Genomic DNA, 20,825 nt, shown 5'->3' on the forward strand with positions numbered 1-20,825 from the left:
CGATGCACAAGACCCTGATCGTGACCAACGACTTCCCGCCGCGACCGGGCGGCATCCAGGCCTTCCTCCACAACATGGCGCTGCGACTGGATCCCGACCGGGTCGTCGTCTACGCCTCCACGTGGAAGCACGGCGCGGAGGGCCGTGAGGCCACCGCGGCCTTCGACGCCGAGCAGCCGTTCCAGGTGGTCCGCGATCGTACGACGATGCTGCTGCCGACCCCGCGGGTGACGCGGCGCGCCGTCGGCCTGTTGCGCGAACACGGCTGCGAGTCGGTGTGGTTCGGGGCCGCCGCCCCGCTCGGCCTGATGGGCCCGGCGTTGCGGCGGGCCGGTGCCCGGCGGATCGTGGCCACCACCCACGGGCACGAGGCGGGCTGGGCCCAGCTGCCGGCCGCGCGCGGGCTGCTGCGGCGGATCGGCGAGGGCACGGACACCCTCACGTACCTGGGGGAGTACACGCGGTCCCGGATCGCCTCGGCGGTCACCGGCCGGGCGGCGGCGCGGATGGTCCAACTCCCGCCGGGCGTCGACGAGAAGACCTTCCACCCGGGGTCGGGGGGCGACGGGGTCCGGGCCCGGCTCGGCCTGACGGACCGGCCCGTGGTGGTGTGCGTGTCACGGCTGGTCCCGCGCAAGGGCCAGGACACGTTGATCGAGTCCATGCCGAGGATCCTCGCCGCGGTCCCCGACGCCGTGCTGCTGGTCGTCGGCGGCGGACCGTACGAGTCGGACCTGCGCGCGCTGGCCGAGTCCACGGGCGTGGCCCGGTCGGTGGTCTTCACGGGAGCCGTCCCGTGGTCCGAACTCCCCGCGCACTACGGCGCGGGCGACGTCTTCGCCATGCCCTGCCGGACCCGGCGGGGCGGTCTCGACGTGGAGGGGCTCGGCATCGTCTACCTGGAGGCCTCGGCGACGGGCCTGCCGGTGGTCGCGGGCGATTCCGGCGGCGCGCCGGACGCGGTGCTGGACGGCGAGACGGGCTGGGTGGTGCGGGGCGGTGCCCCCGAGGAGGCCGCGGACCGGATCGTGGCCCTGCTCCGGGACCCGGACCTGCGCGCCCGCATGGGCGAGCGGGGCCGCGCCTGGGTCGAGGAGAAGTGGCGCTGGGACCTCCTGGCGTCCCGCCTGCGCGAGCTGTTGTAGCCCGCGGCGGCCGGGAGGGGCCCGGAGCCGCCGGGAGAGGCCGGCGGCGGCCGGGAGGAACCGGGCGGAGTCGTTTCCCACGCCTGACTGTTCCTCGGATGTCTGTCAACACCGCGTCTGGGCGGACGGCCCGAATCCGCTCATGATGCGGCCATGACACCCAACCTGACACGTCGTCAAATGCTGGGTCTCGGCGCGTTCTCGACCGCCGCCGCGCTCGGCTTCACACGGATCGGGGCGGCCTCCGCCGCCGCCGTCGAGCCCGCCGCCACTCCCTACGCCCCCGCCGTCGTGGTCGGGTCCGGCTATGGATCCGCCGTCGCCGCCCTGCGGCTCGGGCAGGCGGGCGTGCGGACCGTCGTCCTGGAGATGGGCCGGCTGTGGGACACCCCCGGGCCCGACGGCAAGGTCTTCCCCTCCACCTCCGCCCCCGACCACCGCTCCATGTGGTTCCGCACCCGCACCGAGGCCCCGCTCGCGCAGTTCCTCTGGCTGGACGTGGTCAACCGGGACATCAGCCCGTACCCCGGCGTCCTGGACCGCGTGAACTACGGCGGCATGTCCGTCTACGTGGGGCGCGGCGTCGGCGGCGGTTCCCTCGTCAACGGCGGCATGGCCCCCACGCCCAGGCGGTCGTACTTCACCGAGGTCTTCCCCGGGGTGGACGCCGACGAGATGTACGGCACGTACTTCCCGCGCGCCCGCGCCATGCTCGGCGTGAACGACATCGACCCGGCCTGGTTCGAGTCCACCGAGTGGTACCGCTTCGCCCGGATCTCCCGCAAGCACGCCCGCAACACCGGTCTGCGGACCGTCTTCGTGCCCAACGTCTACGACTTCGCCCACATGAAGCGCGAGGCCGCCGGCACGGCGCCCCGCTCGGCACTGGCCGGAGAGGTCATCTACGGCAACAACCACGGGAAGAAGAGCGTCGACAAGACCTACCTCGCCGCCGCCATCGGTACCGGCAACGTCACCATCGAGACCATGCAGCGCGTGGTCGGGGTGCGGCCCGACCCCGCGGGCGGGTACGTGCTGACGGTCCGGACCAGCGACGTGACGGGGAAGGTCACCCAGGTCCGCGAACTCGGCTGCCGACAGCTCTTCCTCGGCGCCGGCAGCCTGGGAACCACCGAGATCCTGCTGCGGGCCCGTGAGACCGGCGCCCTGCCCGCGCTCAGTGAGCAGGTCGGGCGCGGCTGGGGCCCGAACGGCAACGTCATGACCGCCCGCGCCAACCACCTCTGGGACACGGTCGGCGCCCACCAGGCCACCATGCCCGCCCTGGGCATCGACGACTGGGACAACGCCGCACACCCGGTCTTCGCCGAGATCGCCCCGCTCCCGATGGGCCTCGAACACTGGATCTCGATGTACCTGGCCATCACCAGGAACCCGGAGCGCGGGTACTTCACCTACGACGCGGCCACCGACTCCGCACGCCTGAACTGGCGGCGGGACCAGAACACGCCCGCGGTCAACGCGGCGAAGAGCCTCTTCGACCGCATCAACCGGCGCAACTTCACGATCTACCGCTACGACCTGTTCGGCGGGAACCGGGCCTTCGCCGACGACTTCACCTACCACCCGTTGGGCGGCTGCGTCCTCGGGGACGCGACCGACGCCTACGGGCGGGTCAAGGGCTATCAGGGGCTCTACGTGGTGGACGGCTCCCTGGTGCCGGGGTCGCTCGGCGTGAACCCGTTCGTCACCATCACCGCCCTCGCCGAGCGGAACATGGCCCGGATCCTCACCGCCGACCCCCGCTGACCACGGCCTCGGCCGCGGGCCCGCCGAGGCGGGATCAGCCGCGGTAGAGCGCCTCGATCTCGTCCGCGTAGTCCTTCGCCACCACGTTGCGCTTGAGCTTCAGCGACGGCGTGATGTGTCCCGACTCCTCCGTGAACTGGGAGGGCAGAATGCGGAATTTCCGCACCGATTCCGCCTTGGAGACCGCCGCGTTGCCGTCGTCGATCGCCTTCTGGACGGCGGCGATGAGGTCCGCGTCCTCGCGCAGCTCCGCCGCCGTGACCCCGGCCGGCTTGCCGTTCTCCGCCGCCCAGCGGCCCAGGAACTCCTCGTCGATGGTCACCAGAGCGGCCACGAAGGGCCTCGCGTCGCCGACCACCATGCATTCGGCGACCAGCGCGTGCGCCCGGATCCGGTCCTCGATCACCGCGGGGGCCACGTTCTTGCCGCCCGCCGTGACGATGAGCTCCTTCTTGCGGCCGGTGATCGTCAGGTAGCCGTCCTCGTCGAGGGTGCCGACGTCGCCGGTGTGGAACCAGCCGTCGGTCAGCGCCTCGGCGGTCGCCGCCTCGTTGTTCCAGTAGCCGGTGAAGATCTGCTCGCCGTGCAGCAGCACCTCGCCGTCGTCCGCGATGCGCACCACGGAGCCCGGCATCGGCTGGCCCACCGTGCCGATCTTCTGCTTGTCCCACGGGTTGAAGGTGGTCGCTGCGCAGGACTCGGTCAGGCCGTAGCCCTCCAGGACCGTGAAGCCGATGCCGCGGAAGAAGTGGCCGAGGCGCTCGCCCAGCGGCGCGCCGCCGGAGATCGCGTATTCGCCGCGCCCGCCGAGGACCGCGTGCAGCTTGCTGTAGACCAGCTTCGAGAAGATCTTGTGCTTGAGCTTCAGCCCGAACGACGGGCCGCGCGGGGTGTCCAGCGCGCGGCTGTAGGCGATGGCCGTGTCGGCCGCCGCGTCGAAGATCTTCCCCTTGCCCTCGGCCTGCGCCTTGGCGCGCGCCGAGTTGTAGACCTTCTCGAAGACCCGGGGGACGCCGAGGATCAGGGTGGGGCGGAAGGACTGCAGCTCGTCGGTGAGGTTCTTGATGTCCGGTACGCAGCCCAGGCGGATCGGCGCCAGTACGGCCGCCACCTCCACCAGGCGCCCGAAGACGTGCGCGGCCGGCAGGAACAGCAGCACCGAGCACTCGCCGGTCTTGAACAGCGGGCTCAGCCGCTCCACCGCGTTGCCGCACTCCGCGAAGAAGTTGCGGTGGGTCAGCACACAGCCCTTGGGGCGGCCGGTGGTGCCCGAGGTGTAGACGATGGTGGCCGGGTCGTCGGCGTTCGCCAGACTGCTGCGCTCCTCGACCTCGGCGTCGGTGACGGCCGCGCCCGCGGCCCTCAGCGCCTCCACCGCCCCCTGCTCGATCTCCCAGACCTCGCGCAGCTCCGGCAGGCGGTCACGCAGCGAGGCCACGGCCTCGCCGTGCCCGGGGCCCTCCACGACCACGGCGACCGCGCCGGAGTCGCCGAGGATCCACTGGATCTGCTCGGGGGAGCTCGTCTCGTACACGGGGACGGTGACGCCGCCCGCGCTCCAGATCGCGAAGTCGATGAGCACCCACTCGTAGCGGGTGCGGGAGATCAGGGCGACGCGGTCGCCGGGGCGGACGCCCGCCGCGATCAGACCCTTGGCCGTGGCGCGGACCTCGGCCAGGAACTCGGTCGCCGTCACGTCCTGCCACCGGCCGCCGGCCTTGCGGCTCATCACGGCGGTGTCTGGGTGCTGAGCGGCATTGCGGCGGATGAGATCCGTCAGGTTCCCGTCCGACGGGACCTCGTACAGGGCCGGAAGGCTGAACTCGCGCAAGACTGCTGCTCCTCTGGGCGCCATCGCCACCATGTGGACCGACCGGACGTTACCCACCGGTAGTGGGTTCCCGATAGAGGGAACCGGCCAGATGTTCCGTGCGTCACATTCTGCACTCACGGGGTCCGGCCCCGACTCGCCGACAGTAGTCGACCCCTCCGGAGACTCGGAAGTAACCGCAGGTAGGCCGACCTTTCACACCGCCACTACCCGGCCCTCACCAGTGCCCCTAGGGTGGTGCGCATGGCTGGCAGCAAGCGGGACGGGAACGTCGGCGGCGCGAGCGGATCGAGCCGCACCCGGGTCCACGTCGTGAGCGACGTGCACGGCAACACCGAAGCCCTCGCCCGCGCCGGCGACGGCGCCGACGCCCTGATCTGCCTCGGCGACCTCGTCCTCTTCCTCGACTACGCCGACCACTCACGCGGGATCTTCCCCGACCTGTTCGGCGTCGAGAACGCCGACCTCATCGTCGAGCTGCGCAACCAGCGCCGCTTCGAAGAGGCTCGCGCCCTCGGCCGGCGGCTGTGGGCGGGCCTCGACCGCGAGCAGATGATCGAAAACGCCGTACGCCGCCAGTACGCGGAGATGTTCGCCGCCTTCCCCCGGCCCACCTACGCCACCTACGGAAACGTCGACATCCCGACGCTGTGGCCCGAGTACGCCGACCGCCACGGCCTGACCGTGCTCGACGGGCAGCGCGCGGAGATCGCGGGCCGCATCTTCGGCTTCGTCGGCGGTGGTCTGCCCTCGCCCATGCGCACCCCCTACGAAGTGGACGTGGAGGAGTACGCCGCCAAGGTCGAGGCGCTCGGCGAGGTCGACGTGCTGTGCTCGCACATCCCGCCGGAGGTGCCCGAGCTCTGCTACGACACCGTCGCACGCCGCTTCGAACGCGGCAGCGAGGCCCTGCTGGCCGCCATCCGTCGCACCCGGCCCCGCTACGCCCTCTTCGGCCACGTCCACCAGCCGCTGGTCCGGCGGATGCGGATCGGCGCCACCGAGTGCGTGAACGTCGGACACTTCGCCTCGACCGGCCGCCCCTGGGCCATGGAGTGGTGAGAACCGGCCTGATCCATGCGGCCCGCACCCGGACCGCCCGACCACTGGAGTGGCCGCGTCCGCACGCGCGGTAGCCTTCACGCGGCGGCCGGAGGCCGTACACATCCTCGAACAATCTCCGGAGGAGCGACCGCGATGGCGGAACACACCAGCTCAAGCATCACGATCGATGCCGCGCCCGGCGACGTGATGGCCGTGATCGCCGACTTCGCCCGCTACCCCGAGTGGACCGGCGAGGTGAAGGAGGCCGAGGTCCTCGCCACCGACGCCGGGGGCCGGGCCGAGAAGGTCCGGCTGCTGCTCGACGCGGGCGCGATCAAGGACGACCACACCCTCGCCTACACCTGGAAGGGCACCGACGAGGTCAGCTGGACCCTGGACAAGTCCCAGATGCTGCGCCAGCTCGACGGCTCTTACCGGCTGGTCCCGGTGGACGGCGGCACGCGCACCGAGGTCACCTACCAGCTGACCGTCGACGTCAAGATCCCCATGCTCGGAATGATCAAGCGCAAGGCCGAGAAGGTCATCATCGACCGCGCCCTGGCGGGCCTGAAGAAGCGCGTCGAGTCCGTCTGATCCCGACCGGGTCGATCCCGACCGGGCACCCGAGTCCGACCGAGCACCCAGGGGTGGTGCCGCGCCCGGCCCGGCGCGGCACCACCCGCGGGTTCCCGCCGCAGCCCCGCGCGGCGGCGCACCCCACCGATCCGGAGCACCGCACATGCACACCTTGCTCATCACCGGCCCCGGCGGGTCCGGGCGGACCACCGTGGCGGCCGCCACCGCCCTCGCCGCGGTCCGGAGGGGCCGGCGGGTGCAGCTGCTCTCCGGCGATCCGGCCGACCCGCTCGCCGAACTCCTCGGCGACCCGCTCCCGCCCGGCCTGAGCATCGCCAGGGTGGACTCCGGCCAGGAGTTCCGCGACGAACTCGTCGCCCTCCAGGAACGCGGATCCGCTCTCCTCTCCATGGTCGGCGCCCGGCCGCTGGGCGCCGAGGAACTGACCGAACTGCCCGGATCCGAACAGTTCGCCCTGCTCCGCGCCCTGCGCCGGGCCGCCTCCGCACCCGCCACCGACCTCGTCGTCGTCGACCTGCCCCCGCTCCACCAGGCCGTGGCCACCCTCGCCCTCCCCGCCCAGCTGCGCCGCTACCTCGCCCGCCTGCTCCCCGCCGAGAAGCAGGCCGCCCGCGCCCTGCGCCCCGTACTGGCGCAGCTGGCCGGCGTGCCCATGCCCGCCCAGTGGCTCTACGAGGCCGCCGCGCACTGGGACGAGGAGCTGGCAGCCGTCCAGGCCGTCGTCGAGGCCGACACCACCGAAGTGCGCCTGGTCGCCGAGCCCGGCCCGGCCGCCGCCGACGCGCTGCGCCTCGGCCGCCTCGGCCTCGCCCTCCAGCAGCTGCCGGTCTCCGCCGTCGTCGCCAACCGGATGGTCCCGCACGGCTCCGCAGACCCCTGGCTCGCCGGGCTCGCCGCCCAGCAGGAGAAGTACGCCGCCGAGTGGGCCGGCGACAGCCCCGTCGTCGCCCTCGCCCACCTCGGCCCCGCCCCCCAGGGCCAGGACGACCTCGACCGGCTCGCCGCCGCCGGCGGACTCCTCCCGGACGCGGCCGCACCCCGCCGGGCCTGGACCGTCGAGGACCGGCTCGCCGACGACGGCGTCCTCGTCTGGGTGGTTCCGCTGCCCGGCGCGCACAAACGCGACCTCGATCTCGTCCGCCGCGGCGACGAGCTGCTGCTCACCGCGGGCCCGTACCGCAGGATCGTTCCACTGCCCCCGGTACTGCGCCGCTGCACCGTCTCCGGTGCCTCCCTCACCGGGGGCGAGCTCCGCATCCGCTTCACCCCGGACCCCGACCTGTGGCCCCGTGCGCGCTGAACCGGATACCCCCGTTCGGGTACCGTCGAAGGGAGACAGCACGCACGCCCAGCAGCCGCCCGCAGGAGAGTCCGCCATGAGCGAGGCCACCGACCGTCCCACCGACGACGACGCCTGGGCCAAGGCCTGTGCCGAGGACCTCGCCGCCGAGAAGGAGCGCCTGCGCGGGCAGGAGCGATCCGGCTCCGGAGCCACCGGGACGGCCGCCGAAGAGCTCTTCAGGCTCTTCGAGGCAGTCGCCGACAAGGTCTCCGGGCTGAACAACCCGCTCTTCGGCGCCGCCGCACAGGGGGCGGTCCGCCAGATCGTCGACCAGGCGAAGACCGCCGCGAAGCCCGTCGTCGAACGCAACCCCGAGGTCTTCGACCACCTCGCGGCCGCCGGATCCGAGCTGCTCGCCGCCTATCGCTCCGCCGTCGAGGGCCACGAGGGCCGCTGGACCCGGGGCGAGACCCGGGGGCCCCGGAGGGCGTCCGACGACCGCGACCCCCGCGGGGACGGCCCCGACGAAGGTCCCGCCGAGCGGATCGATCTCGACTGAACCCCCGGCGCCCTCGGGTACCGTTGGCCGTGGCGGGGCTTGACCGGAAACCGAGGGACTAATGGGACTCACCATCGGCGTCGACATCGGCGGCACGAAGATCGCGGCCGGCGTGGTCGACGAAGAGGGCACGATCCTTGAGACGTACAAGGTGCCCACCCCGCCGACCGCGGACGGAGTGACGGAGGCCATCTGCGCCGCCGTCTCCGAGGTCAGCAGCAACCACACCATCGAGGCCGTCGGCATCGGCGCCGCCGGATACGTGGACGACAAGCGCGCGACCGTCCTCTTCGCGCCGAACATCAACTGGCGCCACGAGCCGCTCAAGGACAAGGTCGAGCAGCGCATCGGCCTGCCCGTCGTCGTCGAGAACGACGCGAACTGCGCCGCCTGGGGCGAATACCGCTTCGGCGCCGGCCAGGGGCACGACGACGTCATCTGCATCACGCTCGGCACCGGCCTGGGCGGCGGCATCATCATCGGCAACAAGCTGCGGCGCGGACGCTTCGGCGTCGCCGCCGAGTTCGGCCACATCCGGGTCGTCCCGGACGGCCTGCTGTGCGGCTGCGGCAGCCAGGGCTGCTGGGAGCAGTACGCCTCCGGGCGCGCCCTCGTCCGCTACGCCAAGCAGCGCGCCAACGCCACCCCCGAGCACGCGACGATCCTGCTCGGGCTCGGCGACGGCACCCCCGAAGGCATCGAGGGCAAGCACATCAGCGAAGCCGCCCGACGGGGCGACCTCGTCGCCGTCGACGCCTTCCGCGAGTTGGCCCGCTGGGCCGGAGCGGGGCTGGCCGACCTGGCTTCCCTCTTCGACCCGTCCGCCTTCATCGTCGGCGGCGGTGTCTCCGACGAGGGCGACCTGGTGCTCGACCCGATCCGCAAGTCCTTCAAGCGCTGGCTGGTCGGCGGCGCCTGGCGCCCGCACGCCCAGGTCCTCGCCGCGCAGCTCGGCGGCAGGGCCGGGCTCGTCGGCGCGGCCGACCTGGCCCGCCAAGGCTGACCTCTGCCACCCCGGCCGCCCGCCGCGCCCCCTGGGGGAGCGGCGGGCGGCTGCGTATCGTGCCGTCCATGGACCAGTCGCCCCGCCCGCTGCCGAAGTCCCGTACGGAGCCCGACGGTTCCGCCGTGATCCGGGTGCTCAGCTACAACATCCGCTCGCTGCGCGACGACGAGGAGGCGCTGGTCCGGGTGATCCGGGCCTGCGAGCCGGACCTGGTCCTCGTCCAGGAAGCGCCCCGGTTCTTCCGCTGGCGCAAGCACGCGGCGCGCCTCGCCGCCCGGTGCGACCTGGTGGTACTGGGCGGCGGCGCGACGGCGACCGGGCCGCTGCTGCTGTGCTCGCTGCGGGTCTTCGTGGAGCGGACGCAGGACGTGCTGCTGCCGCACAGGCCCGGTCTGCACCGCCGGGGCCTGGCCACCGCGGTCGTGCGCATCGGCGGCGTGCGGCTGGGCGTGGTCTCGGCGCACCTGTCCCTGGACCCGGCGGAGCGGCGGGACCAGGCGGACCTCCTCCTCGACCGGCTCGCGGCGCTGGACACCCCCTACGGGATCGCCGCGGCCGACGTGAACGAGGGGCCGGCCGGTCCCGCCTTCCGGCGGCTCGCCGGCGCACTGCAGGACTGCTGGTCGGTGGCGCCGTGGGGCGGGGAGCGGACCTTCCCCGCGGCGGCTCCGAACCGGCGGATCGACGCGGTCTTCGCTACGGCGGATGCCCAGGTGCTGGCCTGCGGTGTTCCTGCGGGGCTGGCCGGGGTCTCGGCCACGGACCTGCGGTCCGCCACGGACCACCTGCCCGTCCTGGCGGCACTGCGGCTGCCGGCCGCGCCGTAGCCGGGCGGTCCGGGTACGGCGCCGTTGCGCCGGTGCTGCTCCCGTGACCCCGCGCCCCGATCCTCGGCGGGGCCGAAACCGCGGGGTGCCCTCCCCGGGCACCGCGGCCCCCGCGCTCCCCGGCCGGTCAGACGACCGCGCCGCGGCCCGGGTCGTCGTCCTCGTCGTCGCCGTGCTGCATGCGGGCCACCAGCGTCGCGAACCCGCCCAGGAAGCCGCCGATGCCCAGCGTCGTCAGCCACCAGGTCATCTCCCACTGCAGCAGCACCGCCAGCAGCAGGAGCACCGGGCCGCCGATCACCGCCAGCCACGCGAACTTCGCCGTCGTGTCCGCGGGCGGGAGCTCCGGCTCCGGCTGGACGAAATGGCCCTCGTCCGCCGGGGTCAGGTCGTCGTCCCCGGGCTCCGCCAGCGAGTGGTCCCGGGGACCCGCCATGCCCACGCCCGGGGCGAAGACCACCGAGCTGCCCAGTGCGGGCGCCGGCGGTGCGGGCGGTTCCGGCTCGGACCCGGTCCCGGCGTCCGGGCCGGGCTCCGGGGGCAGCGGCTTGACGTCCTCCTCCGGCAGCAGGAGGTTCTCGATCGGCCGGAACGGCCTGGACCCCGGCGGGTCCGGCGGTTCCTGCCCGTACCCGGCCACGATCGCGGCCCACGCCGCTTCCTCGTCCAGCGGCGGGATACCGCCCGACTGCTCCTCGTGCTCAGCCACCGGCCTCCGCCCCCTCCCTGCCCACGCTCTCCGCCAGTCGGCCGACGAACGCAAAACTGTCCGCGAAGATCCGCTCCGCGTCATGGTCCAACGTCGCGACGTGGTAGCTCTGTTCCAGCAGGGTCTCCGTCACGTCCGTCGACGAGACCCGGGCGAGCACCCGCGCCGAGTCGGCCGGCGGCACGACGTGGTCCTGCGGACTGTGCAGCAGCAGCAGCGGCTGGGTCACCTGCGGCAGTTCGGCGTCCACCAGCTGCAGGAACTTCCGCAGCGAGTGCGCGGCCCGGGTCGGGACCCGGTCGTAGCCGACCTCCACCGAGCCCGGCTTCGCGATGTCACTGGCGATGCCCGGCGTCGACCGGATGAGGTGCTGGGCCACGGGGAGGGCGAAGGCCAGCGGGTCGTGCACCTTGTTGGCCGGGTTGACCAGCACGATGCCGCTGATGGCGTCCCCGTGCTTGGCCGCCAGCCGCAGGGTCAGCGCGCCGCCCATCGACAGTCCGAAGACGAACACCTGCGTGCACCGCTCCAGCAGCTCGCGCAGGGCGCGGTCCACCTCGGCGTACCAGTCCTGCCACCCGGTGAGCTGCATGTCCTGCCAGCGCGTCCCGTGCCCGGGCAGCAGCGGCAGCGACACCGTCAGGCCCCGCCCGGCGAGGTACTCAGCCCAGGGACGGAGGGACTGCGGGGAACCGGTGAAGCCGTGGCAGAGAAGGACGCCGACCTCTCCGCCCTCGTGGCGGAACGGCTCGGCTCCAGGGAGGACGGGCACCAGGGGTCTCCTTGATCATGACGTACGTCGGGCGGGTGCGTTGCTCTGTGTGACTTCACCGTACGCGACCGGGGTGGCACCGGCCAGGGTCGTCGGGCCCCTGTCGGCGGGGGCACGGGATAAGGTCTGTTCGACAGACACAGGAAGGCTTTCGAGTTGATCTACGGCGCAATGAAGTTCTCCATCGGCGGTTCGCTGAAACTCGCGTTCAGGCCGTGGGTGGAGGGCCTCGAGAACATTCCCGCGGAGGGGCCGGCGATCCTCGCGAGCAACCACCTGTCCTTCTCCGACTCGTTCTTCCTGCCGGCCGTACTGGACCGGAAGGTGACCTTCATCGCGAAGGCGGAGTACTTCACCTCCCCCGGGGTCAAGGGCAAGCTGACCGCCGCGTTCTTCAAGGGCGTCGGCCAGCTCCCGGTGGACCGCTCCGGCGCCCGCGGCGCCGGCGAGGCAGCCATCAGGAGCGGTATCGAGGTCATCGAACGCGGTGAACTGTTCGGTATCTACCCCGAGGGCACGCGTTCACCCGACGGACGCCTCTACCGCGGCAAGCCCGGCGGCCTGGCCCGCGTGGCCCTGGCCACCGGCGCGCCCGTGATCCCCGTGGCGATGATCAACACGGAGAAGATCCAGCCGCCCGGCAAGGTCATCCCCAAGCTCATGCGCCCCGGCATCCGGATCGGCAAGCCGCTGGACTTCAGCCGCTACCACGGCATGGACGGCGACCGCTTCATCCTGCGTTCGGTGACCGACGAGGTCATGTACGAGATCATGAAGCTTTCCGGTCAGGAGTACGTCGACATCTACGCGACGGCGGCCAAGCGCCAGATTGCCGACGCGGAGAAGGCGGCCAAGGAAGCCGAGAAGGCGGCCAGGGCGGAGAAGGCCGACCGGGCCGACAAGGGCGACAAGAGCGGCACGGCCGACAGCGGCGAGTAGCGGCAGGCGGTACCGCCCGTCAGGGGGGGGTGGGGGAGATGGCGAAACGCGAACGCGTCGTACGCATGTCGGTCGAGCAGCCGCTCTGGCGCGCCCTGACCGCGTACCGGCTGCTGACCATGCTCTACGCGGTGCTGCTGTTCGCCTCGGCGTACCGGCAGTTCCCGCACCCCTGGCCCGCCGCCGGCTACCTCGCGGTCCTCGCCCTGTGGACGCTCGCCACCTTCCGCAGGGTCTCCAGCGCCGCGAGCTGCACCAAGGGCTTCCTCGTCGCGGACCTCACCGTCGCGATCGTCGGGATCCTGCTGACGCCGCTCGTGGACAGCCACGAGCGGATCGTCGGCGGCGGCCCGACCCTCCCCACCATCTGGACGGCGGGCGCGGTCCTCGGCTTCGCCATCAAGGGCGGCTGGCGCTGGGCCTGCTTCGCCTCCACCCTGGTGGCGATGGCCAACATCCTCATCCACAGCGGCCAGCCCACCCGGGACACCCTGCACAACGTCCTGCTGGTCTGGGTCGCCTCGGTGGCCATTGGCTACGTCGTCGAGGTCGCCCGGGCCAGCGAGAACACCCTCGCCCGCGCCCTGGAGATCGAAGCCGCCACCCGCGAGCGCGAGCGCCTCGCCCGCGACATCCACGACGGTGTCCTCCAGGTCCTGGCCATGGTCCAGCGCCGCGGCTTCGAACTGGGTGGAGAGGCGGAGGAGCTCGGCAGGATGGCGGGGGAGCAGGAGGTGGCACTGCGCACGCTCGTCTCCAGCGGTCTGGTGCAGCCCTCCCGGGTCTCCCGCGACGAGTCGCGCGGCGCGCTGGTGGACGCCTACGAGGACGACGTGCCCGGCGCGGACGGCGAGGAACTCGACCTGCGCACGCTCCTCGCGCCGCACGCCGGCTCCCGGGTGAGCTTCGCCGAGCCGGGCACCCCGGTCCCGCTGCCGGTACCGGCAGCGAAGGAGCTGGCGGCGGCCGTGGGCGCCGCCCTCGACAACGTGCGCAAGCACGCCGGGGAAGGGGCCAGGGCGTGGATCCTGGTCGAGGACTGGGGCGACGAGGTGATAGTGACCGTCCGCGACGACGGCCCCGGCATCCCGGCGGGCCGCCTCGACCAGGCGGAGGGCGAGGGCCGTATGGGAGTGGCCCTCTCCATCCGCGGCCGGCTGCGTGACCTCGGCGGCAGCGCCGATCTGGTGTCCGTCCCCGGGCAGGGCACCGAAGTGGAACTGAAGGTACCCAGGGGCAGGACGGACAAGAAGTGAGCGAGCGAACCGACGTGAACGACCCGCAGCAGCCGCAGCAGCACCCCGACATCAGGGTGATGGTCGTCGACGACCACCCGATGTGGCGCGACGCCGTGGCTCGCGACCTGGCCGCCGCCGGCCTCGACGTGGTGGCCACCGCCGGCGACGGCCCCGAGGCGGTACGCCGGGCCCGCGCGGTCACCCCCGACGTCCTGGTCCTCGACCTCAACCTCCCCGGAATGCCGGGCGTGCAGGTCTGCAAGGAGCTGGTCGGCGCCCACCCGGCGCTGCGGGTGCTGGTCCTGTCGGCCAGCGGTGAGCACGCGGACGTGCTGGAGGCGGTGAAGTCCGGCGCGACCGGCTATCTGCTGAAGTCCGCGGGCGCGGGGGAGCTGATCGACGCCGTCCGCCGCACGGCCGCCGGGGACCCGGTGTTCACCCCGGGCCTGGCCGGCCTGGTGCTCGGTGAGTACCGGCGCCTGGCCACCGATCCGGCGCCGACCGCCTCCGACGAGCCGAAGGCGCCGCAGCTGACCGACCGCGAGACCGAGGTGCTGCGGCTGGTGGCCAAGGGGTTGTCGTACAAGCAGATCGCGGAGCGGCTGGTCATCTCCCACCGCACCGTGCAGAACCACGTCCAGAACACCCTGGGCAAGCTGCAGTTGCACAACCGGGTGGAGCTCGTGCGGTACGCGATAGAGGCGGGCCTCGACGACGCCTGAGGGCCGTGCGCGCGACCGTCGATCGTACTTACGTCCTCGTACGAGTGAACGGGCGTACGCAACGCCCCTCGATTCCACCGGAATTGCCCCCTTCGGGTCCCCTGTTGTGACCTGCGTCACCACTAGCGTGACCGTCATGGCGAAGGGAGATGCAATGAAGGTCGGAGTGCTGACCGGCGGCGGCGACTGCCCCGGGCTCAACGCGGTGATCAGGGCCGTCGTCCGCAAGGGCGAGCAGGAATACGGCTGCGGATTCGTCGGGTTCAAGGATGGCTGGCGGGGCGCGGTCGAGGGGCGGACCGTCCCCCTCGGCATTCCCGCCGTCCGCGGCATCCTGCCCCGCGGCGGCACCGTCCTCGGTTCCTCGCGCACCAACCCGTTCACGACGGAGAACGGGGTGCGCGACATCAAGGACAACCTGGCCAAGTACGAGGTGGATGCGCTCATTGCGATCGGCGGCGAGGACACGCTGGGGGTCGCCGCCCGTCTCTACGAGGAGTACGGCATCCCCTGCGTCGGCGTGCCGAAGACCATCGACAACGACCTGTCGGCCACGGACTACACCTTCGGCTTCGACACCGCCGTCGGCATCGCGACCGAGGCCATCGACCGCCTGCACACCACGGCCGAATCGCACATGCGCGTCCTCGTCGTCGAGGTCATGGGCCGGCATGCGGGCTGGATCGCCCTGCACTCCGGGCTCGCCGGCGGGGCCAACGTCATCCTCATTCCGGAGCAGCGCTTCGACGTCGACCAGGTGTGCGCCTGGGTGACCTCCCGGTTCAAGGCGAGTTACGCGCCGATCGTCGTGGTCGCAGAGGGCGCCATGCCCAAGGACGGGGACATGGTGCTGAAGGACGGCACAAAGGACTCCTTCGGGCACGTCCGGCTCTCGGGCGTGGGCGAGTGGCTGGCCAAGGAGATCGAAGCGCGCACCGGCGAGGAGGCCCGCACGACGGTGCTCGGGCACATCCAGCGTGGCGGCACCCCGAGCGCCTTCGACCGGTGGCTGGCGACCCGGTTTGGTCTGCACGCGATCGACGCCGTGCACGAGCGGGACTTCGGGAAGATGGTCGCGCTGAAGGGGACGGACATCGTCCGGGTGCCGATCGGCGACGCCACGGCGAAGCTGAAGACGGTCGATCCCGCCCTCTACCAGGAGGCCGGCGTCTTCTTCGGCTGAGCCGCCGGGGGACGGCACGCCATGGGCCGTATCGTGGGGGACGGCCCATGGTCCTGCGGACGGGAGCGAACGTGGAAATCCTGGCATTCGGCGTGCAGTCGGACGAGAAGCCGATGCTGGAGGCCGCGTTCGCCGGCCGGCACGAGGTGCGCTGCCTGGACGTCTTCCTGACCGAGGACACCGCCCCCATCGCCGCCGGGTACGAGGTCGTCTCCTCCAGCGTCAACGCCGACCTGGACGGGAGGGTGTTGCGGATCCTGGCCGCCGGCGGGACCCGGATGATCGCCCAGCGCTCCACCGGCTTCAACAACATCGACCTGGACGTCGCGCGCCGGCTCGGCCTGACGGTGAGCCGGGTCTCGTACTACTCCCCCTACTCCGTGGCCGAGTTCGCCTGGACCCTCGCGATGACCGTGAACCGGCGCATCGTGCGGGCCGCGACCCGCACCAGGGACTTCGACTTCCGCCTGGACGGGCTGATGGGCCGCGACATGCACGGCCGGACGGCCGGGGTGCTCGGCACCGGCAAGATCGGCGAGGCGTTCACCCGCATCGCGCACGGGCACGGAATGAAGCTGCTCGGCTGGGATCTGGAGCCCAACCCGGCCTGTGTGGAACTGGGCATGAGGTACGTGGAGAAGGAGGAGCTGCTCGCCTCCTCGGACCTGATCAGCCTGCACGTGCCGCTGCTGGAGTCCACGCGCCACCTCCTGGACGCGGCGGCGCTGCGGCGGATGAAGGACGACGCGATCCTGGTGAACTCCAGCCGCGGCGGCCTCATCGACTCCGAGGCCCTCGTCGCGGAACTCCGGGCCGGCCGCTTCACCGGTGTCGGCCTCGACGTGTACGAGGCGGAGGCCGGGGTCTTCTTCGTGGACCGCTCGCTGCAGACCGTCGAGGACGACACCCTGGCCCGGCTGATGACCTTCCCGAACGTCGTCGTGACCTCCCACCAGGCCTACTACACGACCGACGCGGTGAGCCAGATCATCGACACCACCGTCGCCAATGTCACCGACTACCTGGCCGGCCGCCGCTCCGAGAACACCCTCCTCCCGGACGCCCCGTAGCCCCTCGGTCCCGCAGCCCCGGGAATTCGGATCGCGTTCACCTCCCCGCCCGCGGCGCGGGCCGTCGGCGGCCCTACCCTCACGGTGTGGACGTACCCGACTGGATGCGGTGGACCTCCTGTGCCTTCGCAGCCGTGCAACTGATCTTCACCCACCGCAGCGTGCAACTGCTGCGCCAGGCCGGTCCGGGCCGCCGGACGGACCCGTGGCTGGCGGTCGCCGACGACGTGCTGGGGGTGGTGCTGTCCGTCGGGCTGGCGCTCGGCTCCCTCGACGTACTGCTGGTCGCGGGCCCGGTACTGCTCGCGATCGGGGCCTGCAAGGGAATCCGGGCCCTCCTCGCCCGCCGCGCGGCGAGGACGGCACCGGCGGCCGGCGGGGGAGCGGTCCCCACGGGGGACTAGCTTGATCTTCAACCGCTGGGCCCGGCACATCACCCGCGGGCCGGGCGGGCCGCGCCGCTCACACGGCTGCGCCCCGCACCTGCGTCACCAGCTCGCGCAGCAGCTCCGCGCCGCGCAGGGTGAGGACCGACTCCGGGTGGAACTGGACCCCGGCGAAGCCCCCGGCAGGGGAGCGCAGTGCGTGGACCTCCCCCGTGGACCGGTCCCGGGCCACCTCGACCCCTCGGGCGGCCAGTCCGGCAGCCAGGCGGTCGTCGCAGTGCGCGGTGAAGGTGTTGTAGAAGCCGACCACCTCCTCGGCCCCGAACAGCTCGATCCGGGTCTGCGCGCCCTGCGCCGGCTCCGCCTTGCGGACCAGCGGCAGGCCCAGCTCGGCGGCGAGCAACTCGTGCCCGAGGCACACGCCGAGCAGGCCGTGGCGGTGCCCGGCCAGCAGCTCGCCGGTCAGCCCGCGCAGCAGCCGCATCTTCGGATCGGCAGAGTCGGCCGGGTTCCCCGGGCCGGGCCCCAGCACGATCGGCCCCTCCCAGGCCAGGGCCGTCTCCCGCAGCCCCGGTTCGTCGAAGCGCCGTACGGTGACCTCCAGCCCGATGACCCGCAGCACGTGCGCCAGCATCGCGGTGAAGGTGTCCTCCCCGTCCACCACCAGCGCATGCCCCGACGGCTGGGCCGGCCGCTCCTGCATCCGCAGCCAGAAGGGGGCCAGGTCGGCACGCCGGGCGTCGAGGGCCGCCCGCACCCGCGGGTCCTGCGCCAGTCGGGTCCCCGCGGCGGCCGGCCGCGGCGCCGCCGGCCGTACCCCGAGCGCCGCCAGCACTCCCGCCGCCTTCGCGTGCGTCTCCGCGACCTCACCCGCCGGATCGGAGTGCCGCACCAGGGTGGCGCCCACCGGCACCCGCAGCCTCCCGTCCCGGGCGATGTCGGCCGTCCGGATCAGGATGGGGGAGTCGAGGGTCTGCGCCCCCGCGGCGTCCAGGCCCAGCAGCGCCAGCGCCCCCGCGTAGTAGCCGCGCCCGCCGCTTTCGTGGCGCTGGATCACCCGGCAGGCGTTCTGCACCGGCGAACCCGTCACGGTCGCCGCGAACATCGTCTCGCGCAGCACGTCCCGCACGTCCAGGGAGGAGCGTCCGCGCAGTTCGTACTCGGTGTGGGTGAGGTGGGCCATCTCCTTGAGCCGCGGTCCGACGACGACCCCGCCCCGGTCGCCGACCGTGCACATCATCTTCAGTTCCTCGTCGACCACCATCGACAGCTCCTCGGTCTCCTTGCGGTCGCCGAGGAAGGCCAGGAGCGACTCGGCGGTCGGCCCGGTGGCCGGATGGCGGTACGTGCCGCTGATCGGGTTCATCACGACCGTGCCGCCCGCCCGCCGTCCGCCGCCCCCCTCGGCCGAGTGCCCTTCGCACCCGCTCCGCCCGTTCGACATCCGCACGTGGACCTCGGGGCTCGCCCCGACCAGCGTGCGCTCCCCGGTATGGACGACATAGGTCCAGTACGCCCCCCGCTCGCCCTCCAGCAGCCGCCGGAACAGGGCCAGCGCGTCCGCCCGGCCGAAACCGTCGATCCGGCCCTCGAACGTGCGCCGGATGACGAAGTTCGAGCCCTCGCCCCGGCCGATCTCCTCCCGGATCACCCGCTCCACCGTGTCCGCGTACGCCTCGTCGGAGACGTCGAAACCACCGTCCTCGACCCGCACCGCGTGCGCCGGCAGCACGGCCAGCACCTCGGCGAGCGGGATCTCGTACGCCTCCTCGGCGACCAGTGCGCTCAGCGGGGTGCCGTCGTCGCGCACGTCGAAACCCCGCTCCCGGATCTGCCGGAAGGGCACGAGTGCGAGGGTGGGCAGAGTGCCGACGGGCAGGTCGGCGAGGTTCTCGACCTCGTGGACCGGCCCGAGGAGGACCTCGACGCTCTCGTGGTCGCGGCCGGGGGTCCGCCGGCGCAGCAGGGCGAAGGGCGGGCAGGAGTCGTCGAGCAGCCGGCCCAGCGGGCCGGATACGTCGGGTCGGTTCGGTCGGCTGGTGTCCATGGGCGGAGCGTCCTTCCGTCGGGGGAGGAGCGGCTCGCGCTGCCGGCGCCGGTGCCGGGAACGCGGAAGGCCGCCCCTCGGGGCGGCCTTCGCGTCGTGCGTGTCGTCAGGTACGCGCAGGAAGTGGGCCGCCGGGAGCGGGCCACCACCAGTTCTGGTTCGTGTGCGCGTACATGCGGTGAACCATAGCCCAGAACGCCCCGGTGGCGCCGGATCCGTTCCGCAACGCGTGCCGAACCATCGATTCCGTTCCGCCGGGCGTCCACGGCCTTCGAGGAATCCGTCTCACGTTGTGGGCGGGGGGCCGGACGCCACCCGTAACGCCGTAATGTGTACGAGGTGACCGTGAACGCTGAAAACCAAGCCCTCGCCGCCAAGGCGACCTGGCGAGACCTTCCCGCGGCGCAGCAGCCTTCGTACCCCGATGCCGAGGCTCTGCGCGCTGTCGTCGCGGACCTCGAATCGTATCCTCCGCTCGTTTTCGCGGGTGAGTGCGACCAGCTGCGTGCCCGTCTGGGAGCCGTCGCCAAGGGCGAGGCGTTCCTGCTCCAGGGCGGCGACTGCGCCGAGGCCTTCGACGGCGTCTCCGCCGACCACATCCGGGCCAAGCTCAAGACGCTGCTCCAGATGAGTGCCGTTCTGACGTACGCGGCGTCCGTACCGGTCGTCAAGGTCGGCCGGATCGCCGGGCAGTACTCCAAGCCGCGCTCCAAGGACACCGAGACCCGCGACGGCGTGACCCTGCCGACCTACCGCGGCGACTCCGTCAACGGCTTCGCCTTCACCGAGGAGGCGCGCGTCCCGGACCCCGAGCGGCTGAAGCGCATGTACCACGCCTCCGCCTCCACGCTCAACCTGGTGCGCGCCTTCACCACCGGTGGTTACGCCGACCTGCGCCAGGTGCACGCCTGGAACCAGGACTTCGTGAAGTCCTCCCCGTCCGGTCAGCGGTACGAGCAGCTGGCCCGGGAGATCGACAACGCGCTGAACTTCATGAAGGCCTGTGGCACCGACCCGGCCGAGTTCAAGGCGGTCGAGTTCTACGCCTCCCACGAGGCGCTGTTGCTGGACTACGAGGGTGCGCTGACGCGCACCGACTCGCGCACCGGCAAGCTGTACGACACCTCCGGCCACATGGTGTGGATCGGTGAGCGCACCCGTCAGCTGGACCACGCGCACATCGAGTTCTGCTCGCAGATCGCCAACCCGATCGGCATCAAGCTCGGTCCCACCACCACGGTGGACGAGGCGCTGACCTACATCGACCGCCTGGACCCCGAGCGCGAGCCGGGCCGGCTGACCTTCGTCGTCCGCATGGGCGCCGACCAGGTCCGCGACAAGCTCCCCGAGCTGGTCGAGAAGGTCACGGCCTCGGGCGCGACGGTCGCCTGGGTGACCGACCCGATGCACGGCAACACCTTCGAGGCGGCCTCCGGCCACAAGACGCGCCGTTTCGACGACGTGCTCGACGAGGTCAAGGGCTTCTTCGAGGTGCACAAGGCGCTGGGCACCCACCCGGGCGGCATCCACGTCGAGCTGACCGGTGACGACGTCACCGAGTGCGTGGGCGGCGGCGACGAGATCTTCGTCGACGACCTGCACCAGCGCTACGAGACGGCCTGCGACCCGCGGCTCAACCGCAGCCAGTCGCTGGACCTGGCGTTCCTGGTGGCGGAGCTCTACCGCGACTAGGCGTCG

The 20,825-nt window shown here is 72.3% G+C and carries 19 protein-coding genes; 15 read left to right on the forward strand and 4 right to left on the reverse strand.

The window, feature by feature from the left end; translation table 11 throughout:
- Positions 1–2: 2 nt before the first annotated feature.
- Together ACFW2G_RS17240 and ACFW2G_RS17245 are read left to right on the forward strand one after the other, a co-directional pair.
- A complete protein-coding gene (locus ACFW2G_RS17240) occupies positions 3–1,145 on the forward strand; it encodes a glycosyltransferase family 4 protein (RefSeq protein WP_037927008.1) in 1,143 nt (380 codons plus the stop codon).
- A 153-nt stretch (positions 1,146–1,298) separates the two neighbouring features.
- Positions 1,299–2,915 (forward strand): GMC oxidoreductase, encoded by a 1,617-nt coding sequence (locus ACFW2G_RS17245; protein ID WP_037927005.1) that lies wholly within the window; start codon positions 1,299–1,301, stop codon positions 2,913–2,915.
- A gap of 34 nt (positions 2,916–2,949) precedes the next feature.
- On the opposite strand, the gene ACFW2G_RS17250 is transcribed toward ACFW2G_RS17245, so the two are convergent.
- On the reverse strand, positions 2,950–4,746 hold the full coding sequence (locus ACFW2G_RS17250; RefSeq protein WP_384450230.1) for an AMP-dependent synthetase/ligase: 1,797 nt from the start codon (positions 4,744–4,746) through the stop codon (positions 2,950–2,952).
- A 243-nt stretch (positions 4,747–4,989) separates the two neighbouring features.
- On the opposite strand from ACFW2G_RS17250, the gene ACFW2G_RS17255 reads away from it, so the two are divergent.
- The 6 genes from ACFW2G_RS17255 (at position 4,990) to ACFW2G_RS17280 (ending at position 10,061) form a co-directional block, all read left to right on the forward strand.
- Positions 4,990–5,808, forward strand: a complete 819-nt coding sequence (locus ACFW2G_RS17255) for a metallophosphoesterase (protein ID WP_384581176.1) — start codon at positions 4,990–4,992, stop codon at positions 5,806–5,808.
- Between the two features lie 135 nt (positions 5,809–5,943).
- Positions 5,944–6,384 carry an SRPBCC family protein gene (locus ACFW2G_RS17260; protein WP_037926998.1) on the forward strand — a complete coding sequence of 147 codons (441 nt, stop codon included), beginning with the start codon at positions 5,944–5,946 and terminating at the stop codon, positions 6,382–6,384.
- Positions 6,385–6,529: 145 nt separating this feature from the next.
- Positions 6,530–7,687, forward strand: a complete 1,158-nt coding sequence (locus ACFW2G_RS17265) for an ArsA family ATPase (protein WP_384450227.1) — start codon at positions 6,530–6,532, stop codon at positions 7,685–7,687.
- A 76-nt stretch (positions 7,688–7,763) separates the two neighbouring features.
- Complete coding sequence (locus tag ACFW2G_RS17270; RefSeq protein ID WP_037926995.1) at positions 7,764–8,228, forward strand: DUF5304 domain-containing protein; 465 nt, start codon at positions 7,764–7,766, stop codon at positions 8,226–8,228.
- A gap of 61 nt (positions 8,229–8,289) precedes the next feature.
- The gene (locus tag ACFW2G_RS17275) at positions 8,290–9,231 is read left to right on the forward strand and encodes an ROK family glucokinase (RefSeq protein ID WP_037926992.1); all 942 of its coding nucleotides are present in this window, start codon (positions 8,290–8,292) and stop codon (positions 9,229–9,231) included.
- Between the two features lie 68 nt (positions 9,232–9,299).
- Complete coding sequence (locus tag ACFW2G_RS17280; protein WP_384581174.1) at positions 9,300–10,061, forward strand: endonuclease/exonuclease/phosphatase family protein; 762 nt, start codon at positions 9,300–9,302, stop codon at positions 10,059–10,061.
- Positions 10,062–10,188: 127 nt separating this feature from the next.
- On the opposite strand, the gene ACFW2G_RS17285 is transcribed toward ACFW2G_RS17280, so the two are convergent.
- Positions 10,189–10,770: a hypothetical protein gene (locus ACFW2G_RS17285; protein ID WP_037926986.1), complete on the reverse strand. Its 582-nt coding sequence runs from the start codon at positions 10,768–10,770 to the stop codon at positions 10,189–10,191.
- Entirely contained in the window at positions 10,763–11,542 is a 780-nt protein-coding gene (locus ACFW2G_RS17290; RefSeq protein ID WP_037926983.1) for a carboxylesterase, read from the reverse strand. The genes ACFW2G_RS17285 and ACFW2G_RS17290 overlap by 8 nt, the downstream gene beginning before the upstream one ends.
- Positions 11,543–11,713: 171 nt before the next feature.
- Between ACFW2G_RS17290 and ACFW2G_RS17295 the strand changes: the two genes are divergently transcribed.
- The 6 genes from ACFW2G_RS17295 (at position 11,714) to ACFW2G_RS17320 (ending at position 17,098) form a co-directional block, all read left to right on the forward strand.
- Positions 11,714–12,481, forward strand: a complete 768-nt coding sequence (locus ACFW2G_RS17295; protein WP_037926980.1) for a 1-acyl-sn-glycerol-3-phosphate acyltransferase — start codon at positions 11,714–11,716, stop codon at positions 12,479–12,481.
- A 38-nt stretch (positions 12,482–12,519) separates the two neighbouring features.
- A complete protein-coding gene (gene macS / locus ACFW2G_RS17300; RefSeq protein ID WP_384450222.1) occupies positions 12,520–13,737 on the forward strand; it encodes a MacS family sensor histidine kinase in 1,218 nt (405 codons plus the stop codon).
- 59 nt (positions 13,738–13,796) lie between these two features.
- On the forward strand, positions 13,797–14,441 hold the full coding sequence (locus ACFW2G_RS17305) for a response regulator transcription factor (protein ID WP_052031230.1): 645 nt from the start codon (positions 13,797–13,799) through the stop codon (positions 14,439–14,441).
- Positions 14,442–14,595: 154 nt separating this feature from the next.
- The gene (locus tag ACFW2G_RS17310) at positions 14,596–15,624 is read left to right on the forward strand and encodes a 6-phosphofructokinase (protein WP_037926976.1); all 1,029 of its coding nucleotides are present in this window, start codon (positions 14,596–14,598) and stop codon (positions 15,622–15,624) included.
- Between the two features lie 71 nt (positions 15,625–15,695).
- Positions 15,696–16,694, forward strand: coding sequence for a 2-hydroxyacid dehydrogenase (locus tag ACFW2G_RS17315; protein ID WP_384450219.1), 999 nt, complete (start codon positions 15,696–15,698; stop codon positions 16,692–16,694).
- A gap of 86 nt (positions 16,695–16,780) precedes the next feature.
- Positions 16,781–17,098, forward strand: coding sequence for a hypothetical protein (locus tag ACFW2G_RS17320; protein ID WP_384581172.1), 318 nt, complete (start codon positions 16,781–16,783; stop codon positions 17,096–17,098).
- A 58-nt stretch (positions 17,099–17,156) separates the two neighbouring features.
- Here the strand turns inward: ACFW2G_RS17320 and ACFW2G_RS17325 are convergent, their stop codons facing one another.
- Entirely contained in the window at positions 17,157–19,127 is a 1,971-nt protein-coding gene (locus ACFW2G_RS17325) for an anthranilate synthase family protein (RefSeq protein ID WP_384581171.1), read from the reverse strand.
- A 330-nt stretch (positions 19,128–19,457) separates the two neighbouring features.
- Between ACFW2G_RS17325 and ACFW2G_RS17330 the strand changes: the two genes are divergently transcribed.
- Positions 19,458–20,819, forward strand: a complete 1,362-nt coding sequence (locus ACFW2G_RS17330; protein ID WP_384581169.1) for a class II 3-deoxy-7-phosphoheptulonate synthase — start codon at positions 19,458–19,460, stop codon at positions 20,817–20,819.
- Positions 20,820–20,825 lie beyond the last annotated feature (6 nt).

Origin of the sequence: Streptomyces sp. NPDC058880 (assembly GCF_042742535.1) — a bacterium.
In the GTDB taxonomy this organism is placed as follows: Bacteria; Actinomycetota; Actinomycetes; order Streptomycetales; family Streptomycetaceae; genus Streptomyces.

What these genes read in the sequence shown, in the direction of transcription:
- ACFW2G_RS17245 (WP_037927005.1), top strand. Translation starts at nt 1,299, where the DNA reads ATGACACCCAACCTGACACGTCGTCAAATGCTGGGTCTCGGCGCGTTC.
- ACFW2G_RS17280 (WP_384581174.1), top strand. Translation starts at nt 9,300, where the DNA reads ATGGACCAGTCGCCCCGCCCGCTGCCGAAGTCCCGTACGGAGCCCGAC.
- ACFW2G_RS17295 (WP_037926980.1), top strand. Translation starts at nt 11,714, where the DNA reads ATGAAGTTCTCCATCGGCGGTTCGCTGAAACTCGCGTTCAGGCCGTGG.
- ACFW2G_RS17310 (WP_037926976.1), top strand. Translation starts at nt 14,596, where the DNA reads ATGAAGGTCGGAGTGCTGACCGGCGGCGGCGACTGCCCCGGGCTCAAC.
- ACFW2G_RS17255 (WP_384581176.1), top strand. Translation starts at nt 4,990, where the DNA reads ATGGCTGGCAGCAAGCGGGACGGGAACGTCGGCGGCGCGAGCGGATCG.
- ACFW2G_RS17270 (WP_037926995.1), top strand. Translation starts at nt 7,764, where the DNA reads ATGAGCGAGGCCACCGACCGTCCCACCGACGACGACGCCTGGGCCAAG.
- ACFW2G_RS17325 (WP_384581171.1), bottom strand. Translation starts at nt 19,127, where the DNA reads ATGGACACCAGCCGACCGAACCGACCCGACGTATCCGGCCCGCTGGGC.
- ACFW2G_RS17260 (WP_037926998.1), top strand. Translation starts at nt 5,944, where the DNA reads ATGGCGGAACACACCAGCTCAAGCATCACGATCGATGCCGCGCCCGGC.
- ACFW2G_RS17305 (WP_052031230.1), top strand. Translation starts at nt 13,797, where the DNA reads ATGGTCGTCGACGACCACCCGATGTGGCGCGACGCCGTGGCTCGCGAC.
- ACFW2G_RS17275 (WP_037926992.1), top strand. Translation starts at nt 8,290, where the DNA reads ATGGGACTCACCATCGGCGTCGACATCGGCGGCACGAAGATCGCGGCC.
- ACFW2G_RS17240 (WP_037927008.1), top strand. Translation starts at nt 3, where the DNA reads ATGCACAAGACCCTGATCGTGACCAACGACTTCCCGCCGCGACCGGGC.
- ACFW2G_RS17265 (WP_384450227.1), top strand. Translation starts at nt 6,530, where the DNA reads ATGCACACCTTGCTCATCACCGGCCCCGGCGGGTCCGGGCGGACCACC.
- macS (WP_384450222.1), top strand. Translation starts at nt 12,520, where the DNA reads ATGGCGAAACGCGAACGCGTCGTACGCATGTCGGTCGAGCAGCCGCTC.